We start from the raw sequence: 26599 nt of genomic DNA, 5'->3' as shown, positions 1-26599 counted from the left end.
ACTTATAGTAACTCAATTCTTAAATCACCATCGTCAACTGAATTCTCTTTCGATCCTCGTCCACTTCAGTTACTTTTACGGTTACATGTTGGTGTAGCTTCACTACCTCATTTACATCGCTTACAAAGCCTACTTTTAGTTGAGAGATGTGTACTAAACCACTTTCTTTGACACCGATGTCAACAAAACAACCAAAATTAGTGATATTGTTCACAATTCCAGGTAAAATCATTCCTGATTTTACGTCTTTTATGGTTTTTACATTCGGGTCAAATTCGAAAACTTTAGCGGCTTTTCTTGGGTCTAATCCTGGTTTTTCTAATTCTTTAATAATGTCTTTTAGCGTCAACAAACCAATTTCTGGAGTAATGTAATTTTCGGGTTTAATTAAAGCTGTCTTCTCCTTATTAGCAATCAAATCATTAACTGTAAGTTTCAAATCTTTGGCCATTTTTTCAACAATCGAATAGGCTTCAGGATGCACTGCCGAGTTGTCCAACGGATTTTTAGCATTCGAAATTCGGATAAATGCTACTCCTTGTTGGTAGGCTTTTTCGCCTAAGCGAGGCACTTTCTTCAATTGTTTTCTGTTTTCGAAAGGTCCGTTTTCAGAACGATAAGTGACAATATTTTCAGCTAGCTTCTCTCCTATTCCACTCACGTAACTTAGCAAATGTTTACTTGCCGTATTAATGTTGATTCCAACCGAATTCACGCAACGAATTACCGTGCTATCTAATTCATCTTTTAATTTATTTTGGTCCACATCATGTTGGTACTGCCCTACTCCAATAGCTTTTGGGTCAATTTTTACCAGCTCTGCCAATGGGTCTGAAAGTCTTCTCCCAATTGAAACCGAACCTCGAACAGTAACATCATAATCTGGAAATTCTTCACGAGCAATTTTAGATGCAGAATATACCGATGCGCCCGCCTCTGAAACGATAAATACTTGTACTGGTTTATCAAAAGCAATTTTCTTGATGAAGAATTCGGTTTCACGAGATGCGGTTCCGTTTCCTATCGAGATGGCATCAATTTTATAAGCGTTCACCATCGATTTTATCTTTTTCATCGCCATGGCTGTTTCATTCTGTGGCGCATGCGGATAAATATTTTCGTTGTATAATAAATCTCCTTTTTCGTCCAAACAGACTACTTTACAACCGCTTCTAAATCCTGGGTCAATAGCCAAAATACGTTTTTCTCCCAATGGTGGCGCCAAAAGTAACTGCCCTAAATTATTAGCAAAAACCTGAATCGAATTAGCATCGGCCTTAGCTTTGGCTTCTTGCAGCGCTTCATTAGAAATCGCTGGATTCAGTAATCGTTTATAACTGTCTTCAATGGCTAATTGCACATGTGGCGTACTCGCGCTTTGTCCTTTCAAAATCACTTCATCAATAATATTATATGCATCATCAATGTCTACTTCGACTTTAAACTTAATAAAACCTTCATTTTCTGCACGTAACATCGCCATTAATCGGTGCGAAGGCGCTTTGGTCAACGGCTCTGACCACTCAAAATATTGATTGAATTTTTGGGCTGCTTCGTCATCTTTTTTGCTTTTGACAACCTTGGTAGTAATGGTTGCTTTACGCTCGTATAAGCGACGCAATTGCTTTCGAACATAAATATTTTCGTTAATCCATTCGGCTACAATATCACGTGCTCCTTGCAAAGCAGCATCTTCATTGATCACATTTGCATTTAGATATTTAGTCGAAAGAAAATCAACGTCATCATTGTTTTGAGCCATGATAATTTTTGCCAAAGGTTCTAATCCGTTTTCACGAGCAACATCAGCTTTTGTTTTTTTCTTCTTTTTATAAGGTAAATAGAAATCTTCTAGTTCTTGTAAATCAAAACTTTTATCAATTTTAGCAAACAAAGTTTCGTTCATCGCGCCTTGCTCCATGATGGATTTTAAGATGGCTTCTTTACGTTTCACGACTACTTCGTACTCTTTTTGAAGCTTGGCTATGTTTTCAATTTGCACTTCGTCTAGGTTTCCTGTAGTGTCTTTTCGGTACCTGGAAATAAACGGAATCGTACAATCTTCTTGTAGTAATTGAACTGTTTTTTGAATATTGATTGCCGCTGTAGCAATCGATTTGGATATGTATTGTATGTTAGTCATTTTAGTTTTTTTCGAACAGCTAAAATAATATCTTTGAAACTTAAATTAAGTTAAATGACATTTTTATTCTACCTATTTTTAATTATTAATGCAATTGCTTTTATACTAATTGGCTATGATAAAAGTCTTGCCAAAAACAAAAAAAGACGCATTCCAGAGAAAACACTTTTAGGTTTTGTATTGATTGGTGGTACAATTGGTTCTGGAGTAGCAATGCAAATTTTTAGACATAAAACAGCAAAGAGAAGTTATCTTTTAAAGTTTTTGGGAATAGTCATTTTGCAAATTGCAACAGGTTGCTATTGGTTTTATTTTAAAAAGTAAATGGCATGATTTTAATAAAATCATGCCATTTTTTTATTTACTTATATTCTAATTCGTTTACTATTATTTTTTTGGTTTTAAAACTAAAACCGCTTTAGAAAAATCGTAGCCTGCATTAATTACATTACGGTATTCTTGGTATTGATCTTTAGGATAATCTATTGCATTATACGATTCTAAAATTGTAACTATCAATTGATTTCCTTGAATAGATACGGTAGATTTAAAAGAACAAATCTTACTTTCATCACCTTTCATTTTTCGGTCAATTACTAGATCTTTATAACTTTCTACAACATAGCCAGCTGGTATATTAAATACTATTTTATGCTTGTATGTTTTAGTATAGTCAATTGCTATATCATGTGTTCTTATAGTTTCTTGATATAAATTAGATTGTTTACCTATAACTTTTCCAAGATTAATTAAAACTAGTTTTCCTGCTTTGTCTACTAAACCTTCATTTGCTGTAGCATTTGTAGTTACAATAAATGGCGTGTTGTCTTGATTGTACTTAAATTCTTCATTAGATAGTGTGTAATTGTCTAATTTTAAACCGCTGTCTTCACCAAAAATTCTATTTTGGAAATACTCTTTCAAGTCTTTTTCTTCTTTGTTTTCTTTAAAATAACGAATTCGGTTTCGATCTAATTGTCCTTCATAACCTGAATTTGAATAGGTTTTTTCAATAGTTGCTTCACTTAGATCCTTAGATAAAGTTACGGTATTTTTAGTTTCATTTACTGTATAATTAGCTGGAGCTGTTGGAAAATAGAATTGATTAGAAACTACTTTTTCTTTTGGGTCGTAAGCAACACCATGGCTTCCTTGAATTTCATACATTGGGTAACCATAAGATAAATATTTTTCATAAGGAGAAATGAATTTCTTAGTTTCAGGAATATAATACATGAACTCGTGAGTTAAAGGCATTACGTAAAATTCATTATCAACATCACCCATATAACGAGACATACCTACAACTACTTGATAGGGGATTTTTAGTTCTTTGAAAGCAAAAGCATATAAATCAAAAATATCTGATGCTTTCAATTTTTGCTTTCCGTCATTAAGATCTGTCACTTTATTCGCTTTCTCTCCACTCCATACAAAATCAAAATTTTCTTTGATATAGTTATCAATTTTAATCATTTTTTCATCGGTAGGAATATCTTTAATATCTAAATTTTCTATAAACTCTCTAGCTTGATTTTTTTTAAAATATTGAAACTTAGGTTTTGTGTAATAGGCAAGAAAATGCTTTCTCCAGTTATAATTATCATAAGCAGGAGTATAAACAAGATAAATTAGTTTTACTAGATTTTTAATATTTGTTGCATATTTTTCCTCTTTGTATGGGGCAATATTAGTGGCAGTATAAGTGTATATTCTACCTGAAGACGTATAGGTAAAATTTGGTGATTGAAATGTATTTATAATTGCCCCCTCAGCACTATGAGAAAATTGAGCTTCTAAAACGGGAATATCTTTCTGAAAAATTTCTACACCACTAGGATTAGGATTTTCCTTTAGAATAAAATAATACTCCAAAATATCTCCTGCCTCTACTCCTTCAAAAACAATTGATTTTATTTTATCTGATTCGGTTTCAACAATACGTTCTTTTGGTAATACTTGAATTTCACCGTTAGGTTTGATAATACGAGCGTGAAAATCACGTAACGTACGAACTAAACCGTTATCCTCAGCTTTAATTTTGTTATATTTGTTTATCTCTTCGGCTTTATTAATTTTTATAGCAAAATGATTCATTACGAAACTGGCAAATGCATAATTACCTACTCTGGTATGTATCCAGCGCTTGTCTAGCAACACTACTGCTGCTTCATTTTTATACTCTTCAGGAATGGTTTTAAAAACGGGTTTTTCATCCCAAGTATAACTTTTAATTTCTTGACTATTAGCTACAATAGAAATAAGTAGCACCAAAACTGCAATTGCTTTTTTTATCATTTGATGAGTAATATTGATTGGTTATATTGTTTATTTAATTCTTTTATGAAGGTGTTCCATTGATCAAAATCTTTATTTTCTAAAATTATTTTTTTAGTTTGTATTTTTTGACTCACCTTTAAAATTCCTTTTTCTAGTTTGTATTGAAAATCAAAACTGGCAAGATCATTACTCATTTTTTTATTTTCAGGTAGTAATTCTACTTTATAGCCTGCTGGTAATTTAATTTGGTATTGAATATCATACGTTTGAGCGTAATCACTTTCTATAGAAAATTTTCTTTTTTGAGTATCAATATTTGCATCTTTAAAAGGTAAAATAATAATGGGTTTAAATAATAATTTATCATTTAACGTTATCAATCCTTTCTCTAGTTTTAATTGATGTACCGCTTTAGAAGGTAATTCAGAATAGTCATTTTTTATGGTTTCTTTAGGTTCTAATGCAATACGTTTATTATTTGCAGTTATAGCATATTTCCATAATTCAGTAGTTTTTTGATTATAAGCACTAATACTATTTAATAAATCACTTTTAAATAAACCTGAAGTAAGTGTAGTTGCCTCACCAACCAGGTTAGTATCTATGAATTCTAATTGCAAAGCAATTTCGATTTTATTTTTATTAGGATCTACAACACTAATAGTTTCAATTTTAAAATCCTTGTTTCCTTTACCAATTAATGCTTCTTTACCTTGGATCATTGATGAAGGGTATCCAAAAGGGCAAAACTTATCTGTGGCGTCCAGAAAATAACTCTTACCTCCTATTTGTGTATTGACTATCATGTGGTTATCAACCTGTGGTGTAGGCACATCATTATAAGTATATGGTTTTGATCTTGTACCCAACCAAGTTAAGCTTGATTCTAAACCTGCATAATGAAGCATTTGATTCAATAAATTAGCCATATCTTTACAATCCCCATATCGTTTTTCAAAAACTGCAGCAGCATCTCGAGGGACAAAACCATTCATTCCGTTTTCAAACGCTACATAATGAAGGTTGTACTGTACCCAATTATAAATAGTTTTTGCTTTATCATAATCATTTTTATCATCTTTGATTAAAGCTAATGTTTTTTCTTTTAGAGCCTTTTCATCCACTTTATTAATGTCTTTTAATAACATGGTATACCAATTATATAAATTTCCGGGTGTACCTAACAATGGAGTTGTAACACCATTATCATTATAAGATTTTATATAATAAATAATATGAGGCATAAAATTACTACTACTTGGCATGTCCTCTTCAGGCTCAAATTCAGGTAAATCTTTAGCTTCCCAGGTGTATACATCTAAATCACCTTCTTTAGTTTTTGTAAAAACAATTTTATCTTGAAAATTTCCAAATAACTTAAATCCTATTTCAATTTTAGAATCACATTTAATTATAAAACTCGATGCTTCGGTTTTTAGATAGTTTTGAAAACGAAAAGAAGATAAAAATCGTGGTTCTTTATATTTGTTTTTATACGAATACTCAATAACCGAATTATCTTCTACATCAGGTAATACAAAATTTTTAAATTTATAATCACTTTTAAAAATATCATCTTGTTTAACATCGTAAGTGCCTATAAAAGCTGAAGATAATTTCTTTTTTTTGTTTTTGCTAACTATAAAAGTGGATCCCTTGATGTCTGATATTTCATTGAAACTATCAAACGGAATCTGGATATTGTATTCTTCAGTATTTTTACTTTTAGCAATCAAGCGGCTTTCATTTACCGATGATTCTATGTCGAAATTTTTATTATAACTTATTACAATCGTTTCGTTACTAGTAATAATTTTAGATTTTTCCTGAGCGTATATCAACGTCGAAAATAATAAAGTAACCGCTAAAAGTCTCATCAATATTTTTTTGCCAAAAATATAAATTTAGTTTTATAAAATGACGCATTAATATTAACAAAATTTAAGGCTTTTATTACAAAGATATTTTTGATATTTTTTAGCTAGAATAGCAATTGTAAACAGCAGCAACTAAACGATTTTATATAGAAGATACTTTTAAAAGTTGTAGCTTTTAAAATCCAAAAAATTAGATTTTTTTATAAAAAAAACGCGAAAAAACTTATAATAAAAGTCTATTCGCGCCTAAATTTAAAATCAAAATCACTTATTTACAAGCAATCTTATCTACTCTATTTTGATGTCTTCCTCCTTCGAATTTTGTTTCTAAAAAAGTGGTAACAATTTCAACCGCTTGTTCAATTGACGTAAAACGCGCTGGAATACTTACAATATTAGCATCGTTATGTAAACGTGTTAAATAAGCAATTTCTTTTGTCCAACATAAACCAGCTCTTACTCCTGCGTGTTTGTTTACTGTCATAGCAATTCCGTTACCGCTTCCGCAAATAACAATCCCAAAATCTGCTTTACCTTCAGTCACATCTGTGGCTACGGGATGTCCAAAATCTGGGTAATCAACACTATCTGTTGTATCTGTACCGTAATTAGTAACTTGGTACCCTTTGGCGTTAAGCATTTCAACGATTGCTTTTTTATAATTTGGACCTGCGTGATCGTTTCCTATTGAAATTTTCATTGTATATGTATTAAGTTGTGTGAGGCAAATTTACCAAAACAATTTTGTATTTATAAATTTGAATTTATTTATTTGGTAAAAAATAACTTTACTATTCAAACAAAGCGCAATAAATTTTGTAACTAACACATTAACATTTGTTTAACTAGTTATCAACAATATTAATAAGTATATAATTAACTAATAATCAGTAGTTAATTATTTTTAAAAGGCTTAAATTTTTCCATTGTTAATAGCGTACGCTAATTGCTTGATATTCAGTTAACGTTATGTTAATACAAATTGTTGATAAGTTGAGAAAGAAAATAAGAACTATTTTTTGGAAGTTTCTAAAAAAACGCTAATCCAAAACCCACTTTTAAAAACCTAATTAAGTTTATTGAATTTTTATAAAAGTTATTAATACTTAAAGTAGGTTTATCAACATAAAATTTAAAAATACTTATTTACAATTTTAAAGAGTTTTAGTTTATCAACCGTTGTTAATTAAATTGGGATAACAGTTGTAAATAAGCGTTTTAAATCTAAATACAATTGTTAATAACTCCATATAAAAGAGTAAAACTACAATTCAAACCTTTTTCTAATAATTTTATAGCCACTATTAACAAGCTATAATACCCATTAATAAATAATTTAAATTTAATTTTTCTTTTTGTTTAATTATATATGTGTTGACAACTTTCAAAAAAATTAAACAATTCTAAGATTGTTATCGTATTTCATTTCATGAAGAATTGTTTTTACGGTTGTAAAATCATTAGGATGAATTTTAAGTTTGATTCCTCCTAAGGCTGTTGAATACATTGGAGCAAACGAAGACATGATTTCGTTTTCAAAAAAATACTGCAATTCTTCTTGATCTAATCTGTGTTTCAAAATTTCAATTTCATGGATGTAGTCAAAGACTGCAATAGTGATAAATCTTTCCATAGTATTTTTTCTTTTTATAAAGATACAATTATCCTATTGAAAGTTATATTTTGTTTAAAACTCACTGTTATTTTATCATAACTGTTAACTATTTTGTAATTTTCGACCTTTAAGAAAAGATTTATGAGTAAAAGATTAAGAAAGCCGGTAAAGAAAGAGAAAGATTTCTCAGATAAAATTATAAAAATACTATCGCAAAGTGCTAATAAAGCATTCAATTATAAACAAATAGGAGCAAAGCTTGAGCTTGATGATACACAAAGTAGAAATCAAATTATAAAAGATTTAAAAATTCTTGCCTCTCAAGACAAGATTATAGAGAGTGAACCAGGTAAATATTTAATAAAAGCTGCAAGCCAAGATTACTACGAAGGTAAAATTGACATGACAGGACGCAAGACCGCCTATTTTGTATGTGCTGAATTAGAGGAAGATGTGTTTATACCTACCAATAATTTAAACCATGCACTAGACAAGGATATTGTAAAAGTATATGTTTATAACCGCCGTAAAGGAAAACGTCCTGAAGGTGAGGTTATTGAAGTAGTTGAAAGAAATAAAACCGACTTTGTAGGGGTGATTGATATTCAAAAGAACTTTTCTTTTGTATCTACAGCCAACCCAAAAATGTACACCGATATTTTTATTCCAAAGGATAACATTGGAGATGCTGAGCAAGGAGATGTTGTTTTAGTACATATTGAAGATTGGCCTAAAAAAGCCGATAGTCCTTTTGGTAGAGTAATCAAAGTACTTGGGAAACCAGGAGAACATGATACAGAGATTCATGCTATTTTAGCCGAATATGGTTTACCATCTGAATTCCCAATTGAAGTAGAGACTTATGCACAAAAAATAGATACCTCAATTACTGAAAGTGAGATCGCTAATCGTAGAGACATGCGTGATACCCTAACTTTTACTATTGACCCAAAAGATGCAAAAGATTTTGATGATGCCTTGTCATTCAAAAAACTAGAGAATGGAAACTACGAAATAGGAATTCACATTGCCGATGTTTCTTATTATCTTGAAGAAGGAACTATTCTAGACGATGAGGCGTATCAACGTGCAACATCTGTATATCTTGTAGATAGAGTAGTACCCATGTTACCAGAAGTACTTTCTAACTTTGCGTGTTCATTACGCCCACAGGAAGAAAAATATACCTTCTCAGCGGTATTCGAAATTTCCGAAAAAGCAGAGGTTGTGAACCAATGGTTTGGTCGAACAGTAATTTTCTCTGACCAACGTTTTGCTTATGAAGAAGCACAATACATCATAGAGACAAAAGACGATACTATTCCGGAAGAAACTTCGATAACGGGTAGTTCTTATCAAGTTTCGCCTGAAATTGTCGCAGCGACGCTTAAATTAGATGAGCTAGCTAAAATTTTAAGACGTAAAAGAATGAATGATGGTGCCATCTCATTTGATAAAGTAGAAGTAAAATTCAACTTAAATCAAGACGGTGAACCTGAAGGTGTTTATTTTAAAGTTTCCAAAGATGCTAATCATTTGATTGAAGAATTCATGCTTTTAGCTAATAAAAAAGTAGCTGAATTTATTGGTAAACAAAAGAAGACCTTTATTTATAGAATTCATGATGAACCTAATGAAGACAAACTTTTTGCTATGCAAGCTGTTATATCAAAATTTGGATATAAAATTGATTTCAAACAAGGGGATGTTTCCAAAGCTTTAAATCAGTTAATGGCTGATGTAAACGGAAAAAAAGAACAAAATTTAATTGATACATTGGCTATTCGCTCCATGAGTAAAGCCAAATATTCAACGGATAATATTGGTCATTATGGATTAGCATTTGACTATTATTCTCATTTTACTTCACCTATTCGTCGTTATCCTGATGTTATGGTACACCGTTTGCTACAGTTTTATTTAGACGGTGGTAAATCAGTTGATGAGGAATTGTATGAAACCAAATGTTTGCATTGTTCAACCATGGAAGGATTAGCAACAAATGCCGAAAGAGATTCGATCAAATACATGCAAGTTAAATACATGCAAGATCATCAAGATCAAGAGTTTTTGGGTGTTATTTCTGGTGTTACCGAGTGGGGAATCTATGTTGAAATCATAGAGAATAAATGCGAAGGTATGGTTCGAATTAGAGATATTAAAGACGACTATTATACTTTTGATGAAAAACAATACGCATTAGTTGGAGCTACTTCTAATCAATTATTACAATTAGGAGACGAAATTTACGTCAAAGTTAAAAACGCTGATTTAGTTAAAAAACAATTAGATTTTAATTTTTTAAGACGTAGTGGAGAATCCGTAAATTAAAAAATTATGAAAAAAGTGTTCATTCTTGCAATCGCGTTTGTCATGCAAACTGCGGTTGCTCAGGTTACTAAAAATTTAGGAGATTTTAATACCGTAAAAGTGTATGATAAACTAAATGTAAAATTAATTGCTGGATCAGAAAACAAAGTAATTATCTCTGGTTCTAGAGAACAAGAAGTGGAAGCTGTAAATAATAATGGCGAATTAAAACTAAGAATGCCTTTTCCAAAACTTTTGTCAGGAAATGATATTAAGATTCAATTGTATTATAAAAAAATTGATGGAGTAGATGCTAATGAAGGAGCTTATGTTTCTAGTGACGATACTTTTGATGCTACTATCATGGATTTGAATGCTAGAGAAGGAGCAGAGATACATTTAATTTTAGATGTTGATAAAGTAAATATTAAGTCGGTTACTGGCGGAATAATTACTTTACAAGGAAAAGCAACTAATCAAGAAGTTACTATTATGACAGGTGGTGTTTTAGAATCCAAAGATTTAATGACAAATCAAACTACTATAAGCGTTTCTGCTGGAGGATCTGCCGAAGTTAATGCTAGTGTTTTAGTTGATGCAAAAGTCAAAGCAGGAGGGTCTGTATATATTTACGGTAAGCCTAAGCAAATTAATAAAAAGACGGTACTTGGCGGAACAATTGAAGAAAAAAATTAAATTGCATTCTTTTTAGTTATCTAAATTTCAATTATTAATGATTAACGATATTTTATTAGGTATTCCTTGGGGAATTTTTTTAAGTTTCATGATTGGACCTGTATTTTTTATATTACTAGAAACTAGTATTTTAAAAGGATTTAGAGCAGCTTTAGTTTTTGATTTAGGCGTAGTTCTAGGTGATGTATTTTTTATTGCAGTGGCTTATTTAGGAAGTTATAGATTAATCCAAAGTTTACAAGACAAACCGGCATTATTTATTTTTGGAGGTATTTTAATGTTAGCCTATGGTGTGATTTCTTTCTTAAGTTTACGAAAAGAAAAGAAAATAAATACTAACGAAATCGACAAAGAAATAATAAAGAAAAACTACATGAGTCTTTTTATAAAAGGCTTTTTATTGAATGTTATTAACATAGGTGTTTTAGGTTTCTGGATGGCTGTTATTATATCAGTAGGTCCTAAACTAGAAATGGAAAACTCGCGAATGATTACTTTTTTTAGTGCTGTAATTATTACTTATTTGTTGATTGATTGCATTAAAATACTTTTAGCTAAGCAATTAAAAACTAAGATGACACCAACTAATATACTAAAAACTAAAAAAGGAATTAGTATTGTACTTATGGTTTTCGGATTGGTTTTAATCACTCAGGGATGGTTTCCAAAAGAAAAAGAAATGGTTAAAAAAGCTTTCCAAAAAATAGAAAAACAAGAATAGTATTTAATATACAATAAATTTAAACCGTTCATTTTGAGCGGTTTTTTTTATGTTTAAAAATTAAATTTTTTATTTTACATTAAGAAATTAGCAGTAATTAAGATTTATAAACCAATTTTTATCATTTGATTTTGTGAATCTTTGCGTTTACTTTGAGAAAGTATGTAACAGTTTTCTTTAAATTTTTTAATTAGTGTTAATTAATTTTTAAGTCAAAAATGTTTATTTTTTATGATTATGTGAGTGTTCTTTGTGGTGGTCAGTTTAACTGTATTCTATAAATTAAACATAAAAAAGACTTCAAATTTATTTTAAAGCATAGAAGAATATTTAGTTACAGTAAATTATTCGAACCGCAGTTTATCTTTATCTAATTTTTTATAAAAATTAAACATAAAAAACTTAAAAATTGCTTTGGAGGTTTTATAAGTATCTTATTTTCAGTAAATTATTCGAACGGCAGTTTATCTTTATCTAATTTTTTATAAAAATTTAGCATAAAAAAAACCTCCAAATTGCTTTGGAGGTTTTATAGGCATCTTTATTTGCAATAAATTATTCGAACCGCAGTTTAACTTTATCTAATTTTTTATAAAAATTAAACATAAAAAAAACCTCCAAATTGCTTTGGAGGTTTTATAGGCATCTTTATTTTCAGTAAATTATTCGAACCGCAGTTTAACTTTATCTAATTTTTTATAAAAATTAAGCATAAAAAAACCTTCAAATTGCTTTGGAGGTTTTATAGGTATCTTTATTTTCAGTAAATTATTTGAACCGCAGTTTATCTTTATCTAATTTTTTATAAAAATTAAACATAAAAAAAACCTCCAAATTGCTTTGAAGGTTTTAGAGGCATCGTGCGGATTCGAACCGCAGTAGGAGCTTTTGCAGAGCCCAGCCTAGCCACTCGGCCACGACGCCATTAATGAATGGATGGCAAAAGTACTTAAAATCTTTAGTTTTAAAAAGGTTATCTCATACTTTTTTTTTAAAAATGTGGTATCATACACAGTATGAATGCTTTATTTTTAGTTTTATGATGTCAATTAACTTCTATATTCTTCTAATTCAATAGTTACTGCCTCAACATCACCACCAATTGGGGGGTTTAATTTAGAAACACCTAACAATATTCTAGATATTTCTGGGATATCATTAAATACTCTGGTAATAATTCTATGTCCTACATGCTCTAGTAAATGTGATCTTATAGCCATTTCTTCTTCAACAATGCGATTTAATAACACATAATCAACCGTATCTTGTAAATCATCTGAGATACATGATTTTCTTAAATCTGTTTTTATTTCTAAATCTACAGAGTAATCTGATCCTATTTTTCCTTCTTCAATTAAACAACCGTGGTAAGAGTAGGTGCGTATGTTTTTAAGTTTTATAGTTCCCATTTAAGTGTAATTATAATTTTAATGTTCATTTATTTGATAAAAGTACGAAGAATTTTAAGTTTTATGTACTAATTACTGAATAACCAAATCTCTGATTCATGAATTAACCAACATTTTTGATAACTTTGCTTTTTTAATACAACAAGATGTCAACAGAAGAAAAATCACTCCATTTTATAGAACAAATAGTTGAAGAGAACTTATCAAACGGTTTTCCTCAAGATAATTTACGTTTTCGTTTTCCACCAGAGCCTAATGGGTACTTACACATTGGCCATGCCAAGTCAATTTGCTTGCAGTTTGGTTTAGGATTGCGTTACAATGCACCAGTAAACTTACGTTTTGATGATACTAACCCAGCCAAAGAAGAGCAGGAGTATGTTGATGCTATCAAAGAAGATTTGCAATGGTTAGGCTTTCAATGGGCCGAAGAGCGTTATGCTTCTGATTACTTTCAACAATTGTATGATTGGGCTGTTTTAATGATTAAAAATGGTAAAGCTTATATTGACAGTCAATCGTCAGAAGATATGGCTACTCAAAAAGGAACTCCTACGCAACCTGGTGTTGATGGGCCTTATAGAAACCGCTCTATAGACGAGAATTTAGCTTTATTCGAAGGAATGAAAAATGGTGATTTTCCTGAGGGAAGTCATGTTTTACGTGCTAAAATTGATATGAAATCTACCAATATGTTAATGCGTGATCCTTTGATGTATCGTATTTTACACCGTCATCATCATAGAACGGGTAACGATTGGAAAATCTATCCTATGTATGATTTTGCTCATGGAGAAAGTGATTACATCGAGCAAGTTTCACATTCTATTTGTACGCTTGAATTTGTAATGCACAAAGAGTTATACAACTGGTTTCTAGATCAAATTTATGATGACAATAAGGTAAGACCACATCAATATGAATTTGCACGTTTGAACTTGAATTATACCGTTATGAGTAAGCGTAAGCTGTTGCAACTGGTTCAAGAAAACATTGTAAATGGTTGGGATGATCCTAGAATGCCTACTATTTCTGGATTAAGAAGAAGAGGGTATACAGCTAATTCTATTCGTAAATTTTGCGAAATCATAGGGGTTGCTAAACGTGAAAATGTTATTGATTATTCTCTTTTAGAATTTTGCTTACGCGAAGATCTAAACAAGACGGCTCCACGAGTTATGGCAGTTTTAGATCCAGTAAAAGTGGTAATTACTAATTATCCAGAAGGAAAAGAAGAATCATTAGAAGCTGAAAATAATCAAGAAGATGAAGCTGCTGGTTATAGACAAGTTCCTTTTTCAAGAGAATTATACATAGAAAGAGAAGACTTTTTAGAAGAAGCTCCAGCTAAATTTTTTAGATTGAGTCTTGGTAATGAAGTGCGTCTTAAAAATGCCTACATTATTAAAGGAGAATCAGTTGTAAAAGATGCTGATGGAAATATTACTGAAATTCATGTTTCTTATGATGAAGATAGTCGTAGCGGAAGTGGGAGTGAAGCAAGCCAACGTAAAGTAGCGGGTACACTTCATTGGGTTTCAATTGCACATGCTGTAAAGGCCGAAGTTCGATTGTACGACCGTTTATTTATTGATGAAGCACCAGACAGTCATAAGGAGAAAAATTTTCTTGACTTTATGAACAAAAACTCTTTGCAAACTGTAGTAGGGTATATGGAACCAAGCCTTGCTGCTGCTAATCCTGAGGATAAATTCCAATTTCAACGCTTGGGTTATTTTAATGTTGATAAAGCATCCACAAGTACTAATTTAGTGTTTAATAAAACGGTAGGATTAAAAGATGCTTGGGAAGAAAAAGGAAAAAAAGAAGCTAATTTATTGATGGCTACACAAAAAGAGATCAATAAATATGTAAAAGAAAAGGATGAAAATGCTGCTCAAAATATCCTTTTAAGCATCATTACAAACATTAAAAGTATTGATAATTACAGTTTAATTAATCAAACTATTGTAAAAAATGTAAAGAATGACAATAATGCTTTGTTATTTGCACAATTGATTTTACAAAATTCTGATAAAATTACCGCTAATGATATTGATGCCGACTCATTAACTAAGTTATTTAATATGTCTTTAAAAAGTCAGTTAGCTGCTGTTAGAATTTTAGGTCTTGAAAATTTAAAATCTGAAAATATTAATTTGAAAGATTTCAAAACTCAAATTCTTGAAATGATAGAAAAAGAGAAAAATGAAAAAGTTTTAGCTTTATTAGATACCATTACATTATAATTTACAATAATAGATTTAATCAATTTAAAGCACCTTTATTAGGGTGCTTTTTTTATTATTGTTAAAATCTATAGATATATATTATTACATTGATTTTTTATATTAAAAACAAGCTTCATAGCGAATGATTAAGCTATTTTAAAATTTAAGCTACTAATTAGTATATCTAGTAGTGTTTTCGTTTAATAATGAGCTTTATTTTGATTTTTAGATGAATTTAATTCTTTGTTAGCCTGAAAATGTTAAAATTATTCGTATCTTTAATGTATTATTAATTAAATAAAAAATATTATGTCAAAGAATACAGGTAACACGATTTTAGCGATTTTAACTGGTGCAGCAATTGGAGCTGGTGTAGGAATATTATTTGCTCCGGATAAAGGTTCAAAAACTAGAGTTAAAATTAAAGACGGTTACAAAGACGCACAAAAAGATTTACAAAAAAAATACGATAGTTTATCTGAAGAAGTAAAAACAAAATTTTCATCTGCAAAAGTTGATTTTGAAGGAAGTTATGAAGATCTAGTGTCAAGCATGAGTCATAAAACAGAAGATGTAATTACTTTTCTTGAAAGTAAACTTGCTGAACTGAAAGATAAAAACGCAAAGCTTCAAAAATAATTTAGAAGTTTTAAAATTTGATAATAAACAATTAATGTATGGCTTTTGAAGAATTAAAAGAAAATACGGAACATATTCAAGAACAAGTACAATCTTATATTGATACTAATCTTGCTTACCACAAATTAAGAATATTTAGAGTAGCCATGAAATCAACAACGGCAATTTTAAAGTTTATACTTATTGCCCTGTGTTTTGGTATGGTACTATTATTTTGTTCAATTGCATTAGCGCTTGGTTTGGGAAATATGTTAGATAGTAATGCGTATGGTTTCTTATTGGTAGGGGCTATATATTTAGTTGTTACTCTAATTTTATACTTACTGAAAGATAAAATTATCGAAGGTCCGATATTAACAAAATTCTCTAAAATATTTTTTAACTAATACATTATGGAGATAAAAAAATATACTTCTTACGATCAAATTGATAGTGAATTAGAAATTCTTAAGTTAGAAAAGGAAATTAGCCATCAAAGGTTAGTTTTAACTTTTCAAAAAACGAAAGAAGCATTAAAGCCTAAACATATTGTGAACAGTTTCATAGGATCGTTTAAAAGTGGCTTTACAGGCTCTTATTCACAAATTATAAACATTGTTATTCCATTTGTAGTTAAATGGTACATAAACAAAAAAAGAGGCCGTTAAAGCCTCTTTTTTCTATTTAAATGATAATTTAATCTTCATCATCATTTTCTTGTCCATCTTCATTCAATTCAATTACAGGAGTTTCCTCTTTATAATCTGATTTTGATTTAGACTTTTTTCGATTTCCTTTTTTCATCATTTCACCTACTTGGTTTGATGCACTAAATGAAGCAACCATATTATTCAACATTTCGCTTCCTGCTTGTGGTGAATTTGGTAATAATATCAAGTTAGAGTTTGAATCAGCACCTATAGCTTGTAATGTATCATAATGTTGTGTTACAACAATTAGGGCAGAGGCTTCTTGTGAGTTGATACCCACACGGTTCAATACATCTACACTTTCTACTAATCCTCTAGCAATTTCTCTTCTTTGATCAGCAATACCTTGACCTTGTAATCTTTTGCTTTCAGCTTCCGCTTTTGCTTTAGCTACAATTCTAATTCTAGATGCTTCAGCTTCAAATTCAGCAACTGTTTTTTCTCTATCAGCAGCATTAATTCTATTCATCGCGTTTTTAACTTGAATATCTGGATCAATATCTGTTACTAATGTATTGATAATAGTATAACCGTAAGTAGTCATTGCTTCATTCAATTCTCTTTTTACCGCAATGGCAATATCATCTTTCCTTTCAAATACATCATCTAGTTTTAATTTAGGAACTTCGGCACGTACTACATCAAAAACGTAAGAAGTAATTTGATCATGTGGATATTCTAATTTGTAAAAGGCATCGTAAACCGTTTCTTTAACAACCATAAATTGTACGGATACTTTAAGTTTTACAAAAACATTATCTTTAGTTTTTGTTTCGATAATAACATCTAACTGTTGGATTTTTAGATTTACACGTCCTGCAATTCTATCAATCAACGGAATTTTAAGATGCAATCCAGATTGTCTAATACTTAAGTATTTTCCAAATCGTTCTATAATTACAGCTGTTTGCTGTCTAACAGTAAAGAAGGAGGAGAATAGAATAAAGAGTCCAAATACAAGAATAATTACTAATGCAGTGTTCATAGTTTTGATATTTAGTTTAAAATTTACTGTTAAATTACGAAATTTCTTTAGTATTCAAATCATTTATTTAGGCTTTCGCTAAAGCGTAACTATTTCTTTATTTAAGTTTAGCTTATTATCTTGTATTAAAAACGAAATTTTAAATTTCTAGTTTTTAGATTTTCTATAAAAAAAGGCCCCTTTGTAAAGGAGCCTGATTTAATTATAATTTTGCAATTGCTTTTTTAATTCTGCTAATCGTTTCTGGTTTGCCTATGACTTCAATAATGTCAAATAGGTGAGGACCTTTTAAAGCTCCTACAAGACTAAGTCTAAAAGGCTGCATTACTTTTCCCATACCAATTTCATTTGTGGTCATCCATTCCTTTACAACAGTTTCAATATTTATTGATGTAAAATCTTCAATTGTTTCAACTATTTCTATTAGTTGCTTCATTAAAGCTGGTGTTTCTTCTTTCCAGTTTTTGCTTGCTTTAGCATCGTATTCTGTTGGTGCTTGAAAAAAGAAATCACTCATTTCCCAAAACTCTGATACAAAATGTGCTCTTTCTTTTATTAATGAAACTATCTTAACAAGATCAAATTTAGTTGCATCAATATTTTTATCTGATAGAATAGGGGAGTAGGCTTTCGCCAAATCTTCGTCTTCTTGAGTAATCAAATATTGGTGGTTGAACCATTTGTTTTTTTCTGGATCAAATTTAGCTCCTGCTTTATGGACTCTATTTAAGTCAAAAGCGGCTACTAATTCTTCTAAAGAATATATTTCTTTTTCGGTTCCATCATTCCAACCTAGTAAAGCTAAGAAGTTAACAACTGCTCCTGGGAAAAATCCTTTTTCTCTGTACCCGCTAGAAACTCCTTCAGTAGTATTCCATTCTAAAGGAAATACTGGAAACCCTAATTTATCTCCGTCACGTTTAGATAGTTTTCCGTTTCCTACAGGTTTTAAAATTAAAGGTAAGTGAGCAAATTCTGGTGCTTCCCAACCAAAGGCTCTGTATAATAAAACATGCAATGGCATTGATGGCAACCATTCTTCACCACGAATAACATGTGACGTTTCCATTAGATGATCATCAACTATATTAGCTAAATGATAGGTTGGCATTCCATCACTCTTAAATAAAACTTTATCATCAAGTAAGCTTGTTTCAAACTTGACATCGCCACGAATTATATCTTTTAAATGTAGTGTTTCATCAACAGGTGTTTTAAATCGAACTACATAAGCATCACCTTTTGCAATTCTAGCAGCAGTTTCATCTGCTGTTAAAACTAAGGAAGTATCAAGTTTCTCTCTATTTGTATGATTGTAAATAAAAGTTTTACCTTGTTCTTCATCTGCTTTTCTTTGAGCGTCTAAAGCTTCTGGAGTATCAAATGCATAATATGCCCAATCAGAATTTATTAACTGATCAGCATATTCTTTGTACATGTGTTTCCTTTCGCTTTGACGATAAGGACCAAACTTTTCATTTTTTCCAATAGTTTCATCAGGGGCTATTCCTAACCATTCTAATGCTTCCATGATGTAAGCTTCAGCTCCAGGTACAAAACGATTTTGATCTGTATCTTCAATTCTTAAATAGAATGTTCCGCCATTTTTTTTGGCAAATAAATAATTAAATAGGGCAGTACGTACACCGCCAATATGTAATGGTCCCGTTGGGCTTGGTGCAAAACGCACACGAACTTGCTTTGACATTTTTGTAATTTTTCATGCAAAGATACGATTTCAAATACGCATTTAGTTAATCAGATTATGAGATAATTACAACAATAATTAGATTGCTTCTTTTTAACCATTTTAGTATCATATAAATTGTTACTTTTATTGGTTATATAAAAAGAATTATAAGTTTTGGAGAGATCAAATTTTATTTATCAAAAGCTAGAAGCATTCATTAGAAAATTTTATTGGAACGAACTGATACGAGGAATCATTTTCTTTATTGGTTTAGGATTATTGTATTTTCTATTTACGCTATTTGTAGAATATTTTCTTTGGCTACAGCCAATGGCAAGGACCTTATTATTTTGGACTTTTATAATTGTCGAAGCATTCTTATTGTTGCGTTTTATACTATTCCCAGTTTTTAAATTATTTAAACTGCAAAAAGGATTGTCTTATAACGACGCTTCTAAAATTATTGGAAATCATTTTAATGATGTACAGGATACTTTGACAAACTTTTTACAGCTTTCAGCAGGTAGCGTTTCCCATGAAAAATCTGAATTGTTAGTTGCATCGATAAATCAAAAAGCAAATGCATTGCAACCAATTCCTTTTGGTAATGCAATTAATCTCAACACTAATAAAAAATATTTACCGCTAGCTATTATTCCAATTTTGCTATTTGCAGTTTTCTTTTTAACAGGAAATAAAGCAATCATCTCTCAAAGTTTAAATAGGGTAGTGCATTTTAATACCGCTTTTTCTCCGCCAGCACCTTTTTCTTTTGTGGTTTTAAATAACAATTTACAAACGGAACAGAATAAAGATTTTATTATCCGTGTAAAAACAATAGGTAATGTTGTTCCTGAAAATGTGATGATTTTTATTAATAACGAAAGTTACTTTCTTGAAAACACTATAGCTGGAGAATATCAATTTAAAATTACCAATCCGTCGAGTTCTGTCTCTTTTCATTTAGAAGCAAATAAAGTATATTCTAAAGATTACGAATTGAAAGTAGTTCAGGTTCCCGCAATAGCTGATTTTGAAATGTTATTGAATTTCCCATCTTATTTACATCGAAAATCTGAGATTATTAAGGGTACAGGTAATGCAGTTATTCCTGAAGGAACTCGTGTAACTTGGAAAATTAAGACACAAGCAACTCAAAATGTGGTTTGGTCTAGTGATCATAATGATTCAAAGTTCAATAAATCAGAAAATAGTTTTTTATTGAACAAAAATGTATTTCAAAACACAGATTATCAAATTATTACGTCTAATTATAAGGTAAAAAATTATGAAAAGCTCAATTATCAGCTAACAGTGATCAAGGATCAGTTTCCTTCTATACAAGTAAGCACCGCGCCTGATAGTTTAAAGGTAGATAAATCGTTTGTGCTAGGTCAAATTGCTGATGATTATGGAATATCAAAATTGCAAATTGTTTATTATCCAAAGTCAAAACCTACTAGTGTTAAACGTGGAACAATTAATACTAGTTCAGGAAGTGTAGCACAATTTGTATTTTCTTTCCCAAGTAATCTTTCAATTGAGCAAGGAGTAGTTTATGATTACTACTTTGAGGTTTTTGATAATGACGTATTACATAGTTTTAAAAGTACTAAGTCAACGGTTTTTTCAAGTCGTATTTTGACGGATACTGAAAAGCAAGATGAAATTTTGCAAGAACAAAATGATAATATTAAGGGTTTAGAAAACTCTTTGAATAAACAAAACAAGCAAATAGCTGAATTAGATAAACTTCAAAAATCAGGTAAAGAAAAAGATAAATTTGAGTTTAAAGAACAACAGGAAGTTAAGGATTTTATTAAACGTCAAAAACAACAAGATGATTTAATGAAACAATTCTCTGATAAGATGAAAGAGAATTTAGATCAATTTAAATCGGACAAGAATGATGTATTGAAAGAGTCTTTGCAAAAAAGATTAGATAATGCCAATAAAGATTTAGAAGAAAACAATAGACTTTTAGAGGAGTTAAAAGATCTTAATGATAAGATAAAGAATGATGAATTACTTACTAAATTAGACAAGTTCAAACAGAATAGTAAAAACCAAGTCAAAAATTTAAAGCAGTTAGTAGAGCTTACTAAAAAGTATTACGTAGAAAAGAAAGCAGAACAAATTGCAGATAAATTGAACAAGCTAGGAGACAAACAAGATAAATTAGCAGAGTCTGCTGATAAGAATGCTGTTGAAAAACAAGTGGAAATAAATAAAGAATATGATAAAATTCAAGAAGAATTAAAAGATTTAAAAAAGGATAATGAGGAATTAAAAGCACCTGCTGATTTGCCTAATGATGTTGAAAAAGAAAAAAGCATTGATGATGATTTAAAGAATGCAGTTGAGGAATTACAAAAAGACAATAAAAGTAAAGCTAAGCCAAAGCAAAAGAATGCTGCTAAAAGCATGAAGTCCATGTCTTCAAAAATGTCTCAAAGTCTAGCCGAAGGTTCAAAAGAGCAAATGGAAGAGGATGTAAAAATGCTCCGTCAAGTGCTAGATAATTTACTAGCCTTTTCTATGTCACAAGAGGAGTTAATGAATCAGTTTAAAAATATTAAATCTGGTTCAGCTGCAGTTAGTAAAAACATTAAATGGCAACAAGATTTGAAACAACAGTTCAAACATATTGATGATAGTTTGTTTGCCATGTCACTACGCAATCCTCAAATAGCAGAACAGGTCACTAAGGAAATAGGTAATATGCAATATAACATTGACAAGTCTCTAGACAGTTTTACCGAAACACAATTTAGTAAAGGGCTTTCACACCAACAATACACTATTGCCGCAGCCAATAAATTAGGTGATTTTCTAAGTAATGTGCTAAGTAATCTACAATCCTCATTATCTAATCCAGGATCAGGGAAACCAAAACCTGGAGAAGGATCAGGTATGCAATTACCGGATATAATTAAAAGACAAGAAAGTTTAGGTGATAAAATAAAAAAAGGAATGGAGTCTGGTAAAGACCCCGGAGATAAAAACCCTGGTAATAGTAAAGACGGTAGTGGGGGAGAAGATGGTGAAGGAAATGCTAAAGCAATACTTGAAATTTATAAGCAACAACAACAACTAAGAGAGTCCTTAGAAAATGAATTAAAAAAACAAGGATTATCCAGAGAAGGTTTAAACGCTTTAGAGCAAATGAAACAGTTAGAAAAGCAATTATTAAATAAAGGTTTTAAAAACGAAACATTACAAAAAGCCGTTAATATCAAGCAAGAATTATTAAAATTAGAGACTGCAATTAAAGAACAAGGTGAAGATAATAAAAGACAATCTGAGAGTAACAAGAAACAGTTTACTAATGATTCTAAACCATTGCCTAAGGCTTTGTTAGATTATTTAAATAGCATAGAGATTTTAAACAGACAATCATTACCTTTGCGCTCCAATTTTAACCAAAAGGTTCAAGAATATTTTAATAAAAAATGATCAATTTTAATTACGAAAACGAGTTTAATTTAGATAACGAAACTGCTATTGCAAATTGGTTGTCTCAGGTTATTATCTCAGAAAATAAAAAAGAAGGGGAGATAAATTATATCTTTTGCGATGATGAGTATTTACATAAAATCAATTTAGAATACTTAGACCATGATACACTAACTGATGTTATTAGTTTTGATTACACAATGGGTAATGAAATTAGCGGTGATTGTTTTGTATCTGTAGAACGTGTTGCTGATAATGCTATTGATTTCAAAGTAACTTTTGAAGAAGAGTTAAAACGTGTTTTAGTTCACGGAATGTTACATTATTGTGGCTACAAAGACAAAGGAGAAGAAGACGAACGTTTAATGCGTTCTAAAGAAGATGAGAAGTTAGCTATGTTCCACGTGAAACATTAAACAACTTTTGATTAAACTTATGTTTCACGTGAAACATTTAAACTGTTTTTTTAAGATGATCAATATTGTTCCACGTGAAACAATTATTCAGTTTAAGTTTTCATTCATTGAATGTTTCACGTGGAACATTTTAATTTTTTAGAATCAATCTAAAAGTTCCACGTGGAACAAGTAAATAGTAAATTTGTGAACCAAATTTACGAATAGAATTTAATACTATTCCCAGCGAAGCTGGGTTAATTTATATATAAAATGTTTCAAGAAGAATACGATGTTATTGTAGTTGGTGCTGGACACGCAGGTTCTGAAGCTGCTGCTTCAGCCGCAAATTTAGGTTCGAGAACACTATTGGTTACAATGAGTTTGCAGAATATTGCGCAAATGTCTTGTAACCCTGCTATGGGCGGAATTGCAAAAGGACAAATTGTTCGTGAGATTGATGCGCTTGGTGGGTACTCAGGAATTGTTTCAGACCGTACGGCAATTCAATTTAAGATGTTGAATAAATCAAAAGGTCCTGCAATGTGGTCTCCAAGAGTTCAAAGTGATCGCATGCGTTTTGCTGAAGAATGGAGGTTGATGTTAGAAGGTACTCCTAATTTGGATTTTTATCAAGAGATGGTTCAAGGACTAATTATTGAAGATGGAAAAGTAAAAGGAGTGCGTACTTCTCTAGGGATTGAGATCAAAGGAAAATCTGTTGTATTGACAAACGGTACTTTTTTAAATGGTGTTATTCATGTTGGGGACAAACAATTTGGTGGAGGTAGAGCTGGTGAAAGTGCTGCTTATGGAATTACCGAAGATTTGATCAACGCCGGATTTGAATCTGGTAGAATGAAAACAGGTACACCTCCTCGTGTTGATGGACGTTCTTTGGATTTTACAAAAATGAGTGAAGAAAAAGGAGATGCAAAGCCAGATAAGTTTTCTTATTCTGATATAACTAGTCCGTTGGTTCATCAAAGGTCTTGTCACATGACGTACACTTCTCTTGATGTTCATGATATTTTGAGAGAAGGTTTTGATCGTTCTCCAATGTTCAACGGTCGTATTAAAAGTCTTGGGCCAAGATATTGTCCGTCTATAGAAGATAAGATAAATCGTTTTGCTGATAAAGAAAGACACCAGCTATTTATTGAACCTGAAGGTTGGAAAACTTGTGAGGTTTATGTAAATGGTTTTTCAACTTCACTTCCAGCCGATATTCAATTCAAAGCAATGCGTGCTGTTGCTGGTTTTGAAAAAGTGCAATTCTTACGTCCAGGCTATGCAATCGAATATGATTACTTTCCGCCTACACAACTAAAACATACTTTAGAAACAAAGCTTGTTGAGGGATTGTATTTTGCTGGTCAAATTAATGGAACTACTGGTTATGAAGAAGCCGCTTCTCAGGGATTGATGGCGGGAATTAATGCACATTTAAAAGTACATGAAAAAGCTCCTTTAATTTTAAAACGAGACGAAGCGTATATTGGTGTTTTAATTGATGACTTAATTACTAAAGGAACAGAAGAGCCTTATAGAATGTTTACTTCTCGTGCTGAATATAGAACGTTGTTGCGTCAAGATAATGCCGACTTTAGATTAACACCTATGGGTTATGAAATTGGTTTGGCTTCTGAAGCTCGATTGCGCCGTATGGAACACAAATTAAAAGAGTCTGAAAAAATGGTTTCTTTTTTTAGAGAATCGAGTGTTACTATGGCTGAAGCAAATCCAATTTTAGAATCAAAAGGTACAGCCTTGATTTCGCAAGGTGATAAGATGTTTAAAATTTTCTCTCGTCCTCAAATTGAATTAGAAGATGTAATGAAATTCGAGAAAGTTAAAACCTATATCGAAGAGAATGATGTCGATCAAGAAATTCTTGAACAAGCAGAAATTCAAGTTAAATATTCTGGTTATATTGAAAAGGAAAGAAACAATGCAGATAAATTGAAACGTTTAGAAGATGTGAAAATTCCAGATGATTTTGATTACCATAAAATTAAATCAATGTCAATTGAGGCAAAACAAAAACTTACAAAGATTCGTCCTGTAACTATATCACAAGCGTCAAGAATAAGTGGGGTATCTCCAAGTGATATTTCGGTTTTATTGATTTATATGGGTAGGTAAATATTGATTTAGTTTTTCTGGTTTTGGTAAACAGTTATACCGCGTTCTAAAAGTTGAAATCAATTCTTAAACAATTTTAATAGGAGTAATGAAATTATCGTAATACAGAATTAATAACTGATTCAGTATTCTGAATAAAATACTGAATTAAAAAATTCGAATAGTTAAAATTGTTCCACGTGAAACTATTGCCGAAAGCTTTGCTATAACTGGATAGTTTGGGAAATAAAATAATACAACCCTGAAAATGCAATAGTATTTTTGGGGTTTGGTATAAAAAGTATAAATAAATTATATAATTCAATTAATGGATATTGCCAATAAAAAACACTTCCTTACTGTAAAGGATCATTCTGTTTCTAAAGAAATTTTCGAATTGTACTACGATGAAGAATTGGATATGTTAATCACATCTCCACAACCAAGTTTAGCGACTCTAGGGAAATATTATGAAAGTCCAGATTATATTTCGCATACAGATTCTAAACGTTCTTTATTTGAAAAAGCGTATCACTTTGTGAAAAATATTGCTTTAAAAAATAAACTGAATCTGATTAATTCATTGCAGCCTCAAAAAGGCAGCATTTTAGACATTGGTGCAGGGACTGGCGATTTTTTATCTGTGGCAAAACAAAATGGCTGGAAAACGGTAGGAGTGGAGCCAAGTGAAAAAGCAAAACAAATTGCCAGCAGTAAAGGTGTTTCATTTGTAGAGAAAACATCTGAGTTAGGAAATCATTCTTTTGATGTAATTAGTATGTGGCATGTTTTAGAACATGTTCCTAATTTAGATGAACAAATAAAAGAACTAAAAAGATTGTTGAAACCTGATGGATCTTTAATTATTGCAGTTCCCAATTTTAAATCTTTCGATGCACAACATTACAAAACATTTTGGGCAGCATATGATGTGCCTATTCACTTTTGGCATTTTTCTAAAAATGCAATAAAAATGCTTTTTGAAAAAGAGGGAATGGAATTAGAAAAAGTACTTCCTATGAAATTTGATTCTTTTTATGTGAGTTTACTTTCTGAAAAATACCAATCAGGAAAAATGAATTACATAAAAGCATTTTTTATTGGATTGCAGTCCAATTTAAAAGCAAAACGAAATTTAGAGTATTCATCACACATTTATGTGCTTAAAAATAGGTAAAAATGATTTTAAGGTGGTTTTAAAGCTTGATTTTAGTTTTAAACATGTCTTAAGTGTCCTTTTTTTCTAAAATCGCGCTAAGAAGAGCTGTTGATGTCGGTTTTAATAAGCTGAAATTATATAAATTTTAATAACAATAGTAAAATCTAATAGTATAAAAAA

20 protein-coding genes and 1 tRNA gene are annotated in these 26599 nt (G+C 30.7%); 12 read left to right on the top strand and 9 right to left on the bottom strand.

Annotation, left to right across the window (positions count from 1 at the left end; genetic code table 11):
* Positions 1–19: 19 nt before the first annotated feature.
* Positions 20–2143 carry a Tex family protein gene (locus ACVEGE_RS07095; RefSeq protein WP_192501070.1) on the bottom strand — a complete coding sequence of 708 codons (2124 nt, stop codon included), beginning with the start codon at positions 2141–2143 and terminating at the stop codon, positions 20–22.
* A gap of 54 nt (positions 2144–2197) precedes the next feature.
* Between ACVEGE_RS07095 and ACVEGE_RS07090 the strand changes: the two genes are divergently transcribed.
* Positions 2198–2467 carry a DUF1294 domain-containing protein gene (locus ACVEGE_RS07090; protein ID WP_192501069.1) on the top strand — a complete coding sequence of 90 codons (270 nt, stop codon included), beginning with the start codon at positions 2198–2200 and terminating at the stop codon, positions 2465–2467.
* 63 nt (positions 2468–2530) lie between these two features.
* On the opposite strand, the gene ACVEGE_RS07085 is transcribed toward ACVEGE_RS07090, so the two are convergent.
* From ACVEGE_RS07085 to ACVEGE_RS07070, 4 genes are all read right to left on the bottom strand, one after another.
* Positions 2531–4441 carry a DUF3857 domain-containing protein gene (locus ACVEGE_RS07085; protein WP_192501068.1) on the bottom strand — a complete coding sequence of 637 codons (1911 nt, stop codon included), beginning with the start codon at positions 4439–4441 and terminating at the stop codon, positions 2531–2533.
* Positions 4438–6300, bottom strand: a complete 1863-nt coding sequence (locus ACVEGE_RS07080; RefSeq protein ID WP_192501067.1) for a DUF3857 domain-containing protein — start codon at positions 6298–6300, stop codon at positions 4438–4440. Before ACVEGE_RS07080 ends, ACVEGE_RS07085 begins: the two co-directional genes overlap by 4 nt.
* A 268-nt stretch (positions 6301–6568) precedes the next feature.
* Positions 6569–7000 (bottom strand): ribose 5-phosphate isomerase B, encoded by a 432-nt coding sequence (gene rpiB / locus ACVEGE_RS07075; protein WP_192501066.1) that lies wholly within the window; start codon positions 6998–7000, stop codon positions 6569–6571.
* 693 nt (positions 7001–7693) lie between these two features.
* Positions 7694–7933 carry a DUF2007 domain-containing protein gene (locus ACVEGE_RS07070; RefSeq protein ID WP_173855376.1) on the bottom strand — a complete coding sequence of 80 codons (240 nt, stop codon included), beginning with the start codon at positions 7931–7933 and terminating at the stop codon, positions 7694–7696.
* Positions 7934–8056: 123 nt separating this feature from the next.
* Between ACVEGE_RS07070 and rnr the strand changes: the two genes are divergently transcribed.
* The 3 genes from rnr to ACVEGE_RS07055 are packed head-to-tail and all read left to right on the top strand — an operon-like array spanning position 8057 to position 11642.
* Positions 8057–10246: a ribonuclease R gene (gene rnr, locus ACVEGE_RS07065; RefSeq protein ID WP_192501065.1), complete on the top strand. Its 2190-nt coding sequence runs from the start codon at positions 8057–8059 to the stop codon at positions 10244–10246.
* A 6-nt stretch (positions 10247–10252) separates the two neighbouring features.
* Positions 10253–10921: a head GIN domain-containing protein gene (locus ACVEGE_RS07060; protein WP_173855377.1), complete on the top strand. Its 669-nt coding sequence runs from the start codon at positions 10253–10255 to the stop codon at positions 10919–10921.
* Between the two features lie 37 nt (positions 10922–10958).
* Positions 10959–11642, top strand: a complete 684-nt coding sequence (locus ACVEGE_RS07055) for a LysE family translocator (protein WP_173851524.1) — start codon at positions 10959–10961, stop codon at positions 11640–11642.
* A gap of 853 nt (positions 11643–12495) precedes the next feature.
* Here the strand turns inward: ACVEGE_RS07055 and ACVEGE_RS07050 are convergent.
* A tRNA-Cys gene (locus ACVEGE_RS07050) sits at positions 12496–12566 on the bottom strand.
* 125 nt (positions 12567–12691) lie between these two features.
* Positions 12692–13051, bottom strand: coding sequence for a dihydroneopterin aldolase (folB, locus tag ACVEGE_RS07045; RefSeq protein WP_173855379.1), 360 nt, complete (start codon positions 13049–13051; stop codon positions 12692–12694).
* A 146-nt stretch (positions 13052–13197) separates the two neighbouring features.
* On the opposite strand from folB, the gene ACVEGE_RS07040 reads away from it, so the two are divergent.
* The 4 genes from ACVEGE_RS07040 to ACVEGE_RS07025 all read left to right on the top strand — a co-directional run bounded on the left by ACVEGE_RS07040 (position 13198) and on the right by ACVEGE_RS07025 (position 16568).
* Positions 13198–15300, top strand: coding sequence for a glutamine--tRNA ligase/YqeY domain fusion protein (locus tag ACVEGE_RS07040; protein ID WP_192500758.1), 2103 nt, complete (start codon positions 13198–13200; stop codon positions 15298–15300).
* Positions 15301–15591: 291 nt separating this feature from the next.
* Positions 15592–15921 carry a YtxH domain-containing protein gene (locus tag ACVEGE_RS07035; protein WP_173851530.1) on the top strand — a complete coding sequence of 110 codons (330 nt, stop codon included), beginning with the start codon at positions 15592–15594 and terminating at the stop codon, positions 15919–15921.
* Positions 15922–15959: 38 nt separating this feature from the next.
* Positions 15960–16307 (top strand): phage holin family protein, encoded by a 348-nt coding sequence (locus tag ACVEGE_RS07030; RefSeq protein ID WP_173851531.1) that lies wholly within the window; start codon positions 15960–15962, stop codon positions 16305–16307.
* Between the two features lie 6 nt (positions 16308–16313).
* Entirely contained in the window at positions 16314–16568 is a 255-nt protein-coding gene (locus tag ACVEGE_RS07025; protein ID WP_173851533.1) for a DUF6327 family protein, read from the top strand.
* A gap of 28 nt (positions 16569–16596) precedes the next feature.
* On the opposite strand, the gene ACVEGE_RS07020 is transcribed toward ACVEGE_RS07025, so the two are convergent.
* Both ACVEGE_RS07020 and gltX read right to left on the bottom strand, forming a co-directional pair.
* Positions 16597–17595, bottom strand: coding sequence for an SPFH domain-containing protein (locus ACVEGE_RS07020; RefSeq protein WP_192500759.1), 999 nt, complete (start codon positions 17593–17595; stop codon positions 16597–16599).
* A 202-nt stretch (positions 17596–17797) separates the two neighbouring features.
* Positions 17798–19303: a glutamate--tRNA ligase gene (gltX, locus tag ACVEGE_RS07015; RefSeq protein WP_192500760.1), complete on the bottom strand. Its 1506-nt coding sequence runs from the start codon at positions 19301–19303 to the stop codon at positions 17798–17800.
* Between the two features lie 156 nt (positions 19304–19459).
* On the opposite strand from gltX, the gene ACVEGE_RS07010 reads away from it, so the two are divergent.
* The 4 genes from ACVEGE_RS07010 (at position 19460) to ACVEGE_RS06995 (ending at position 26437) form a co-directional block, all read left to right on the top strand.
* Positions 19460–22741: a DUF4175 family protein gene (locus tag ACVEGE_RS07010; RefSeq protein WP_192500761.1), complete on the top strand. Its 3282-nt coding sequence runs from the start codon at positions 19460–19462 to the stop codon at positions 22739–22741.
* The gene (ybeY, locus tag ACVEGE_RS07005) at positions 22738–23157 is read left to right on the top strand and encodes an rRNA maturation RNase YbeY (protein ID WP_173855385.1); all 420 of its coding nucleotides are present in this window, start codon (positions 22738–22740) and stop codon (positions 23155–23157) included. Before ACVEGE_RS07010 ends, ybeY begins: the two co-directional genes overlap by 4 nt.
* 252 nt (positions 23158–23409) lie before the next feature.
* Positions 23410–25281: a tRNA uridine-5-carboxymethylaminomethyl(34) synthesis enzyme MnmG gene (gene mnmG, locus ACVEGE_RS07000; protein ID WP_192500762.1), complete on the top strand. Its 1872-nt coding sequence runs from the start codon at positions 23410–23412 to the stop codon at positions 25279–25281.
* A 307-nt stretch (positions 25282–25588) separates the two neighbouring features.
* Positions 25589–26437: a class I SAM-dependent methyltransferase gene (locus tag ACVEGE_RS06995; protein WP_192500763.1), complete on the top strand. Its 849-nt coding sequence runs from the start codon at positions 25589–25591 to the stop codon at positions 26435–26437.
* Positions 26438–26599: the final 162 nt, after the last annotated feature.

The sequence above is a fragment of the Flavobacterium sp. PL002 genome, assembly GCF_054165825.1.
This window is presented reverse-complemented; position numbering and strand designations above follow the sequence as displayed.

Excerpts from the sequence above, each read along its gene's own strand:
- ACVEGE_RS07055 (WP_173851524.1), top strand. The coding sequence starts at position 10,959 with ATGATTAACGATATTTTATTAGGTATTCCTTGGGGAATTTTTTTAAGT.
- ACVEGE_RS07020 (WP_192500759.1), bottom strand. The coding sequence starts at position 17,595 with ATGAACACTGCATTAGTAATTATTCTTGTATTTGGACTCTTTATTCTA.
- ACVEGE_RS06995 (WP_192500763.1), top strand. The coding sequence starts at position 25,589 with ATGGATATTGCCAATAAAAAACACTTCCTTACTGTAAAGGATCATTCT.
- ACVEGE_RS07085 (WP_192501068.1), bottom strand. The coding sequence starts at position 4,441 with ATGATAAAAAAAGCAATTGCAGTTTTGGTGCTACTTATTTCTATTGTA.
- ACVEGE_RS07095 (WP_192501070.1), bottom strand. The coding sequence starts at position 2,143 with ATGACTAACATACAATACATATCCAAATCGATTGCTACAGCGGCAATC.
- rnr (WP_192501065.1), top strand. The coding sequence starts at position 8,057 with ATGAGTAAAAGATTAAGAAAGCCGGTAAAGAAAGAGAAAGATTTCTCA.
- mnmG (WP_192500762.1), top strand. The coding sequence starts at position 23,410 with ATGTTTCAAGAAGAATACGATGTTATTGTAGTTGGTGCTGGACACGCA.
- ybeY (WP_173855385.1), top strand. The coding sequence starts at position 22,738 with ATGATCAATTTTAATTACGAAAACGAGTTTAATTTAGATAACGAAACT.
- ACVEGE_RS07060 (WP_173855377.1), top strand. The coding sequence starts at position 10,253 with ATGAAAAAAGTGTTCATTCTTGCAATCGCGTTTGTCATGCAAACTGCG.
- ACVEGE_RS07035 (WP_173851530.1), top strand. The coding sequence starts at position 15,592 with ATGTCAAAGAATACAGGTAACACGATTTTAGCGATTTTAACTGGTGCA.
- gltX (WP_192500760.1), bottom strand. The coding sequence starts at position 19,303 with ATGTCAAAGCAAGTTCGTGTGCGTTTTGCACCAAGCCCAACGGGACCA.
- ACVEGE_RS07070 (WP_173855376.1), bottom strand. The coding sequence starts at position 7,933 with ATGGAAAGATTTATCACTATTGCAGTCTTTGACTACATCCATGAAATT.
- ACVEGE_RS07080 (WP_192501067.1), bottom strand. The coding sequence starts at position 6,300 with ATGAGACTTTTAGCGGTTACTTTATTATTTTCGACGTTGATATACGCT.
- folB (WP_173855379.1), bottom strand. The coding sequence starts at position 13,051 with ATGGGAACTATAAAACTTAAAAACATACGCACCTACTCTTACCACGGT.
- ACVEGE_RS07090 (WP_192501069.1), top strand. The coding sequence starts at position 2,198 with ATGACATTTTTATTCTACCTATTTTTAATTATTAATGCAATTGCTTTT.
- ACVEGE_RS07040 (WP_192500758.1), top strand. The coding sequence starts at position 13,198 with ATGTCAACAGAAGAAAAATCACTCCATTTTATAGAACAAATAGTTGAA.
- ACVEGE_RS07025 (WP_173851533.1), top strand. The coding sequence starts at position 16,314 with ATGGAGATAAAAAAATATACTTCTTACGATCAAATTGATAGTGAATTA.
- rpiB (WP_192501066.1), bottom strand. The coding sequence starts at position 7,000 with ATGAAAATTTCAATAGGAAACGATCACGCAGGTCCAAATTATAAAAAA.
- ACVEGE_RS07030 (WP_173851531.1), top strand. The coding sequence starts at position 15,960 with ATGGCTTTTGAAGAATTAAAAGAAAATACGGAACATATTCAAGAACAA.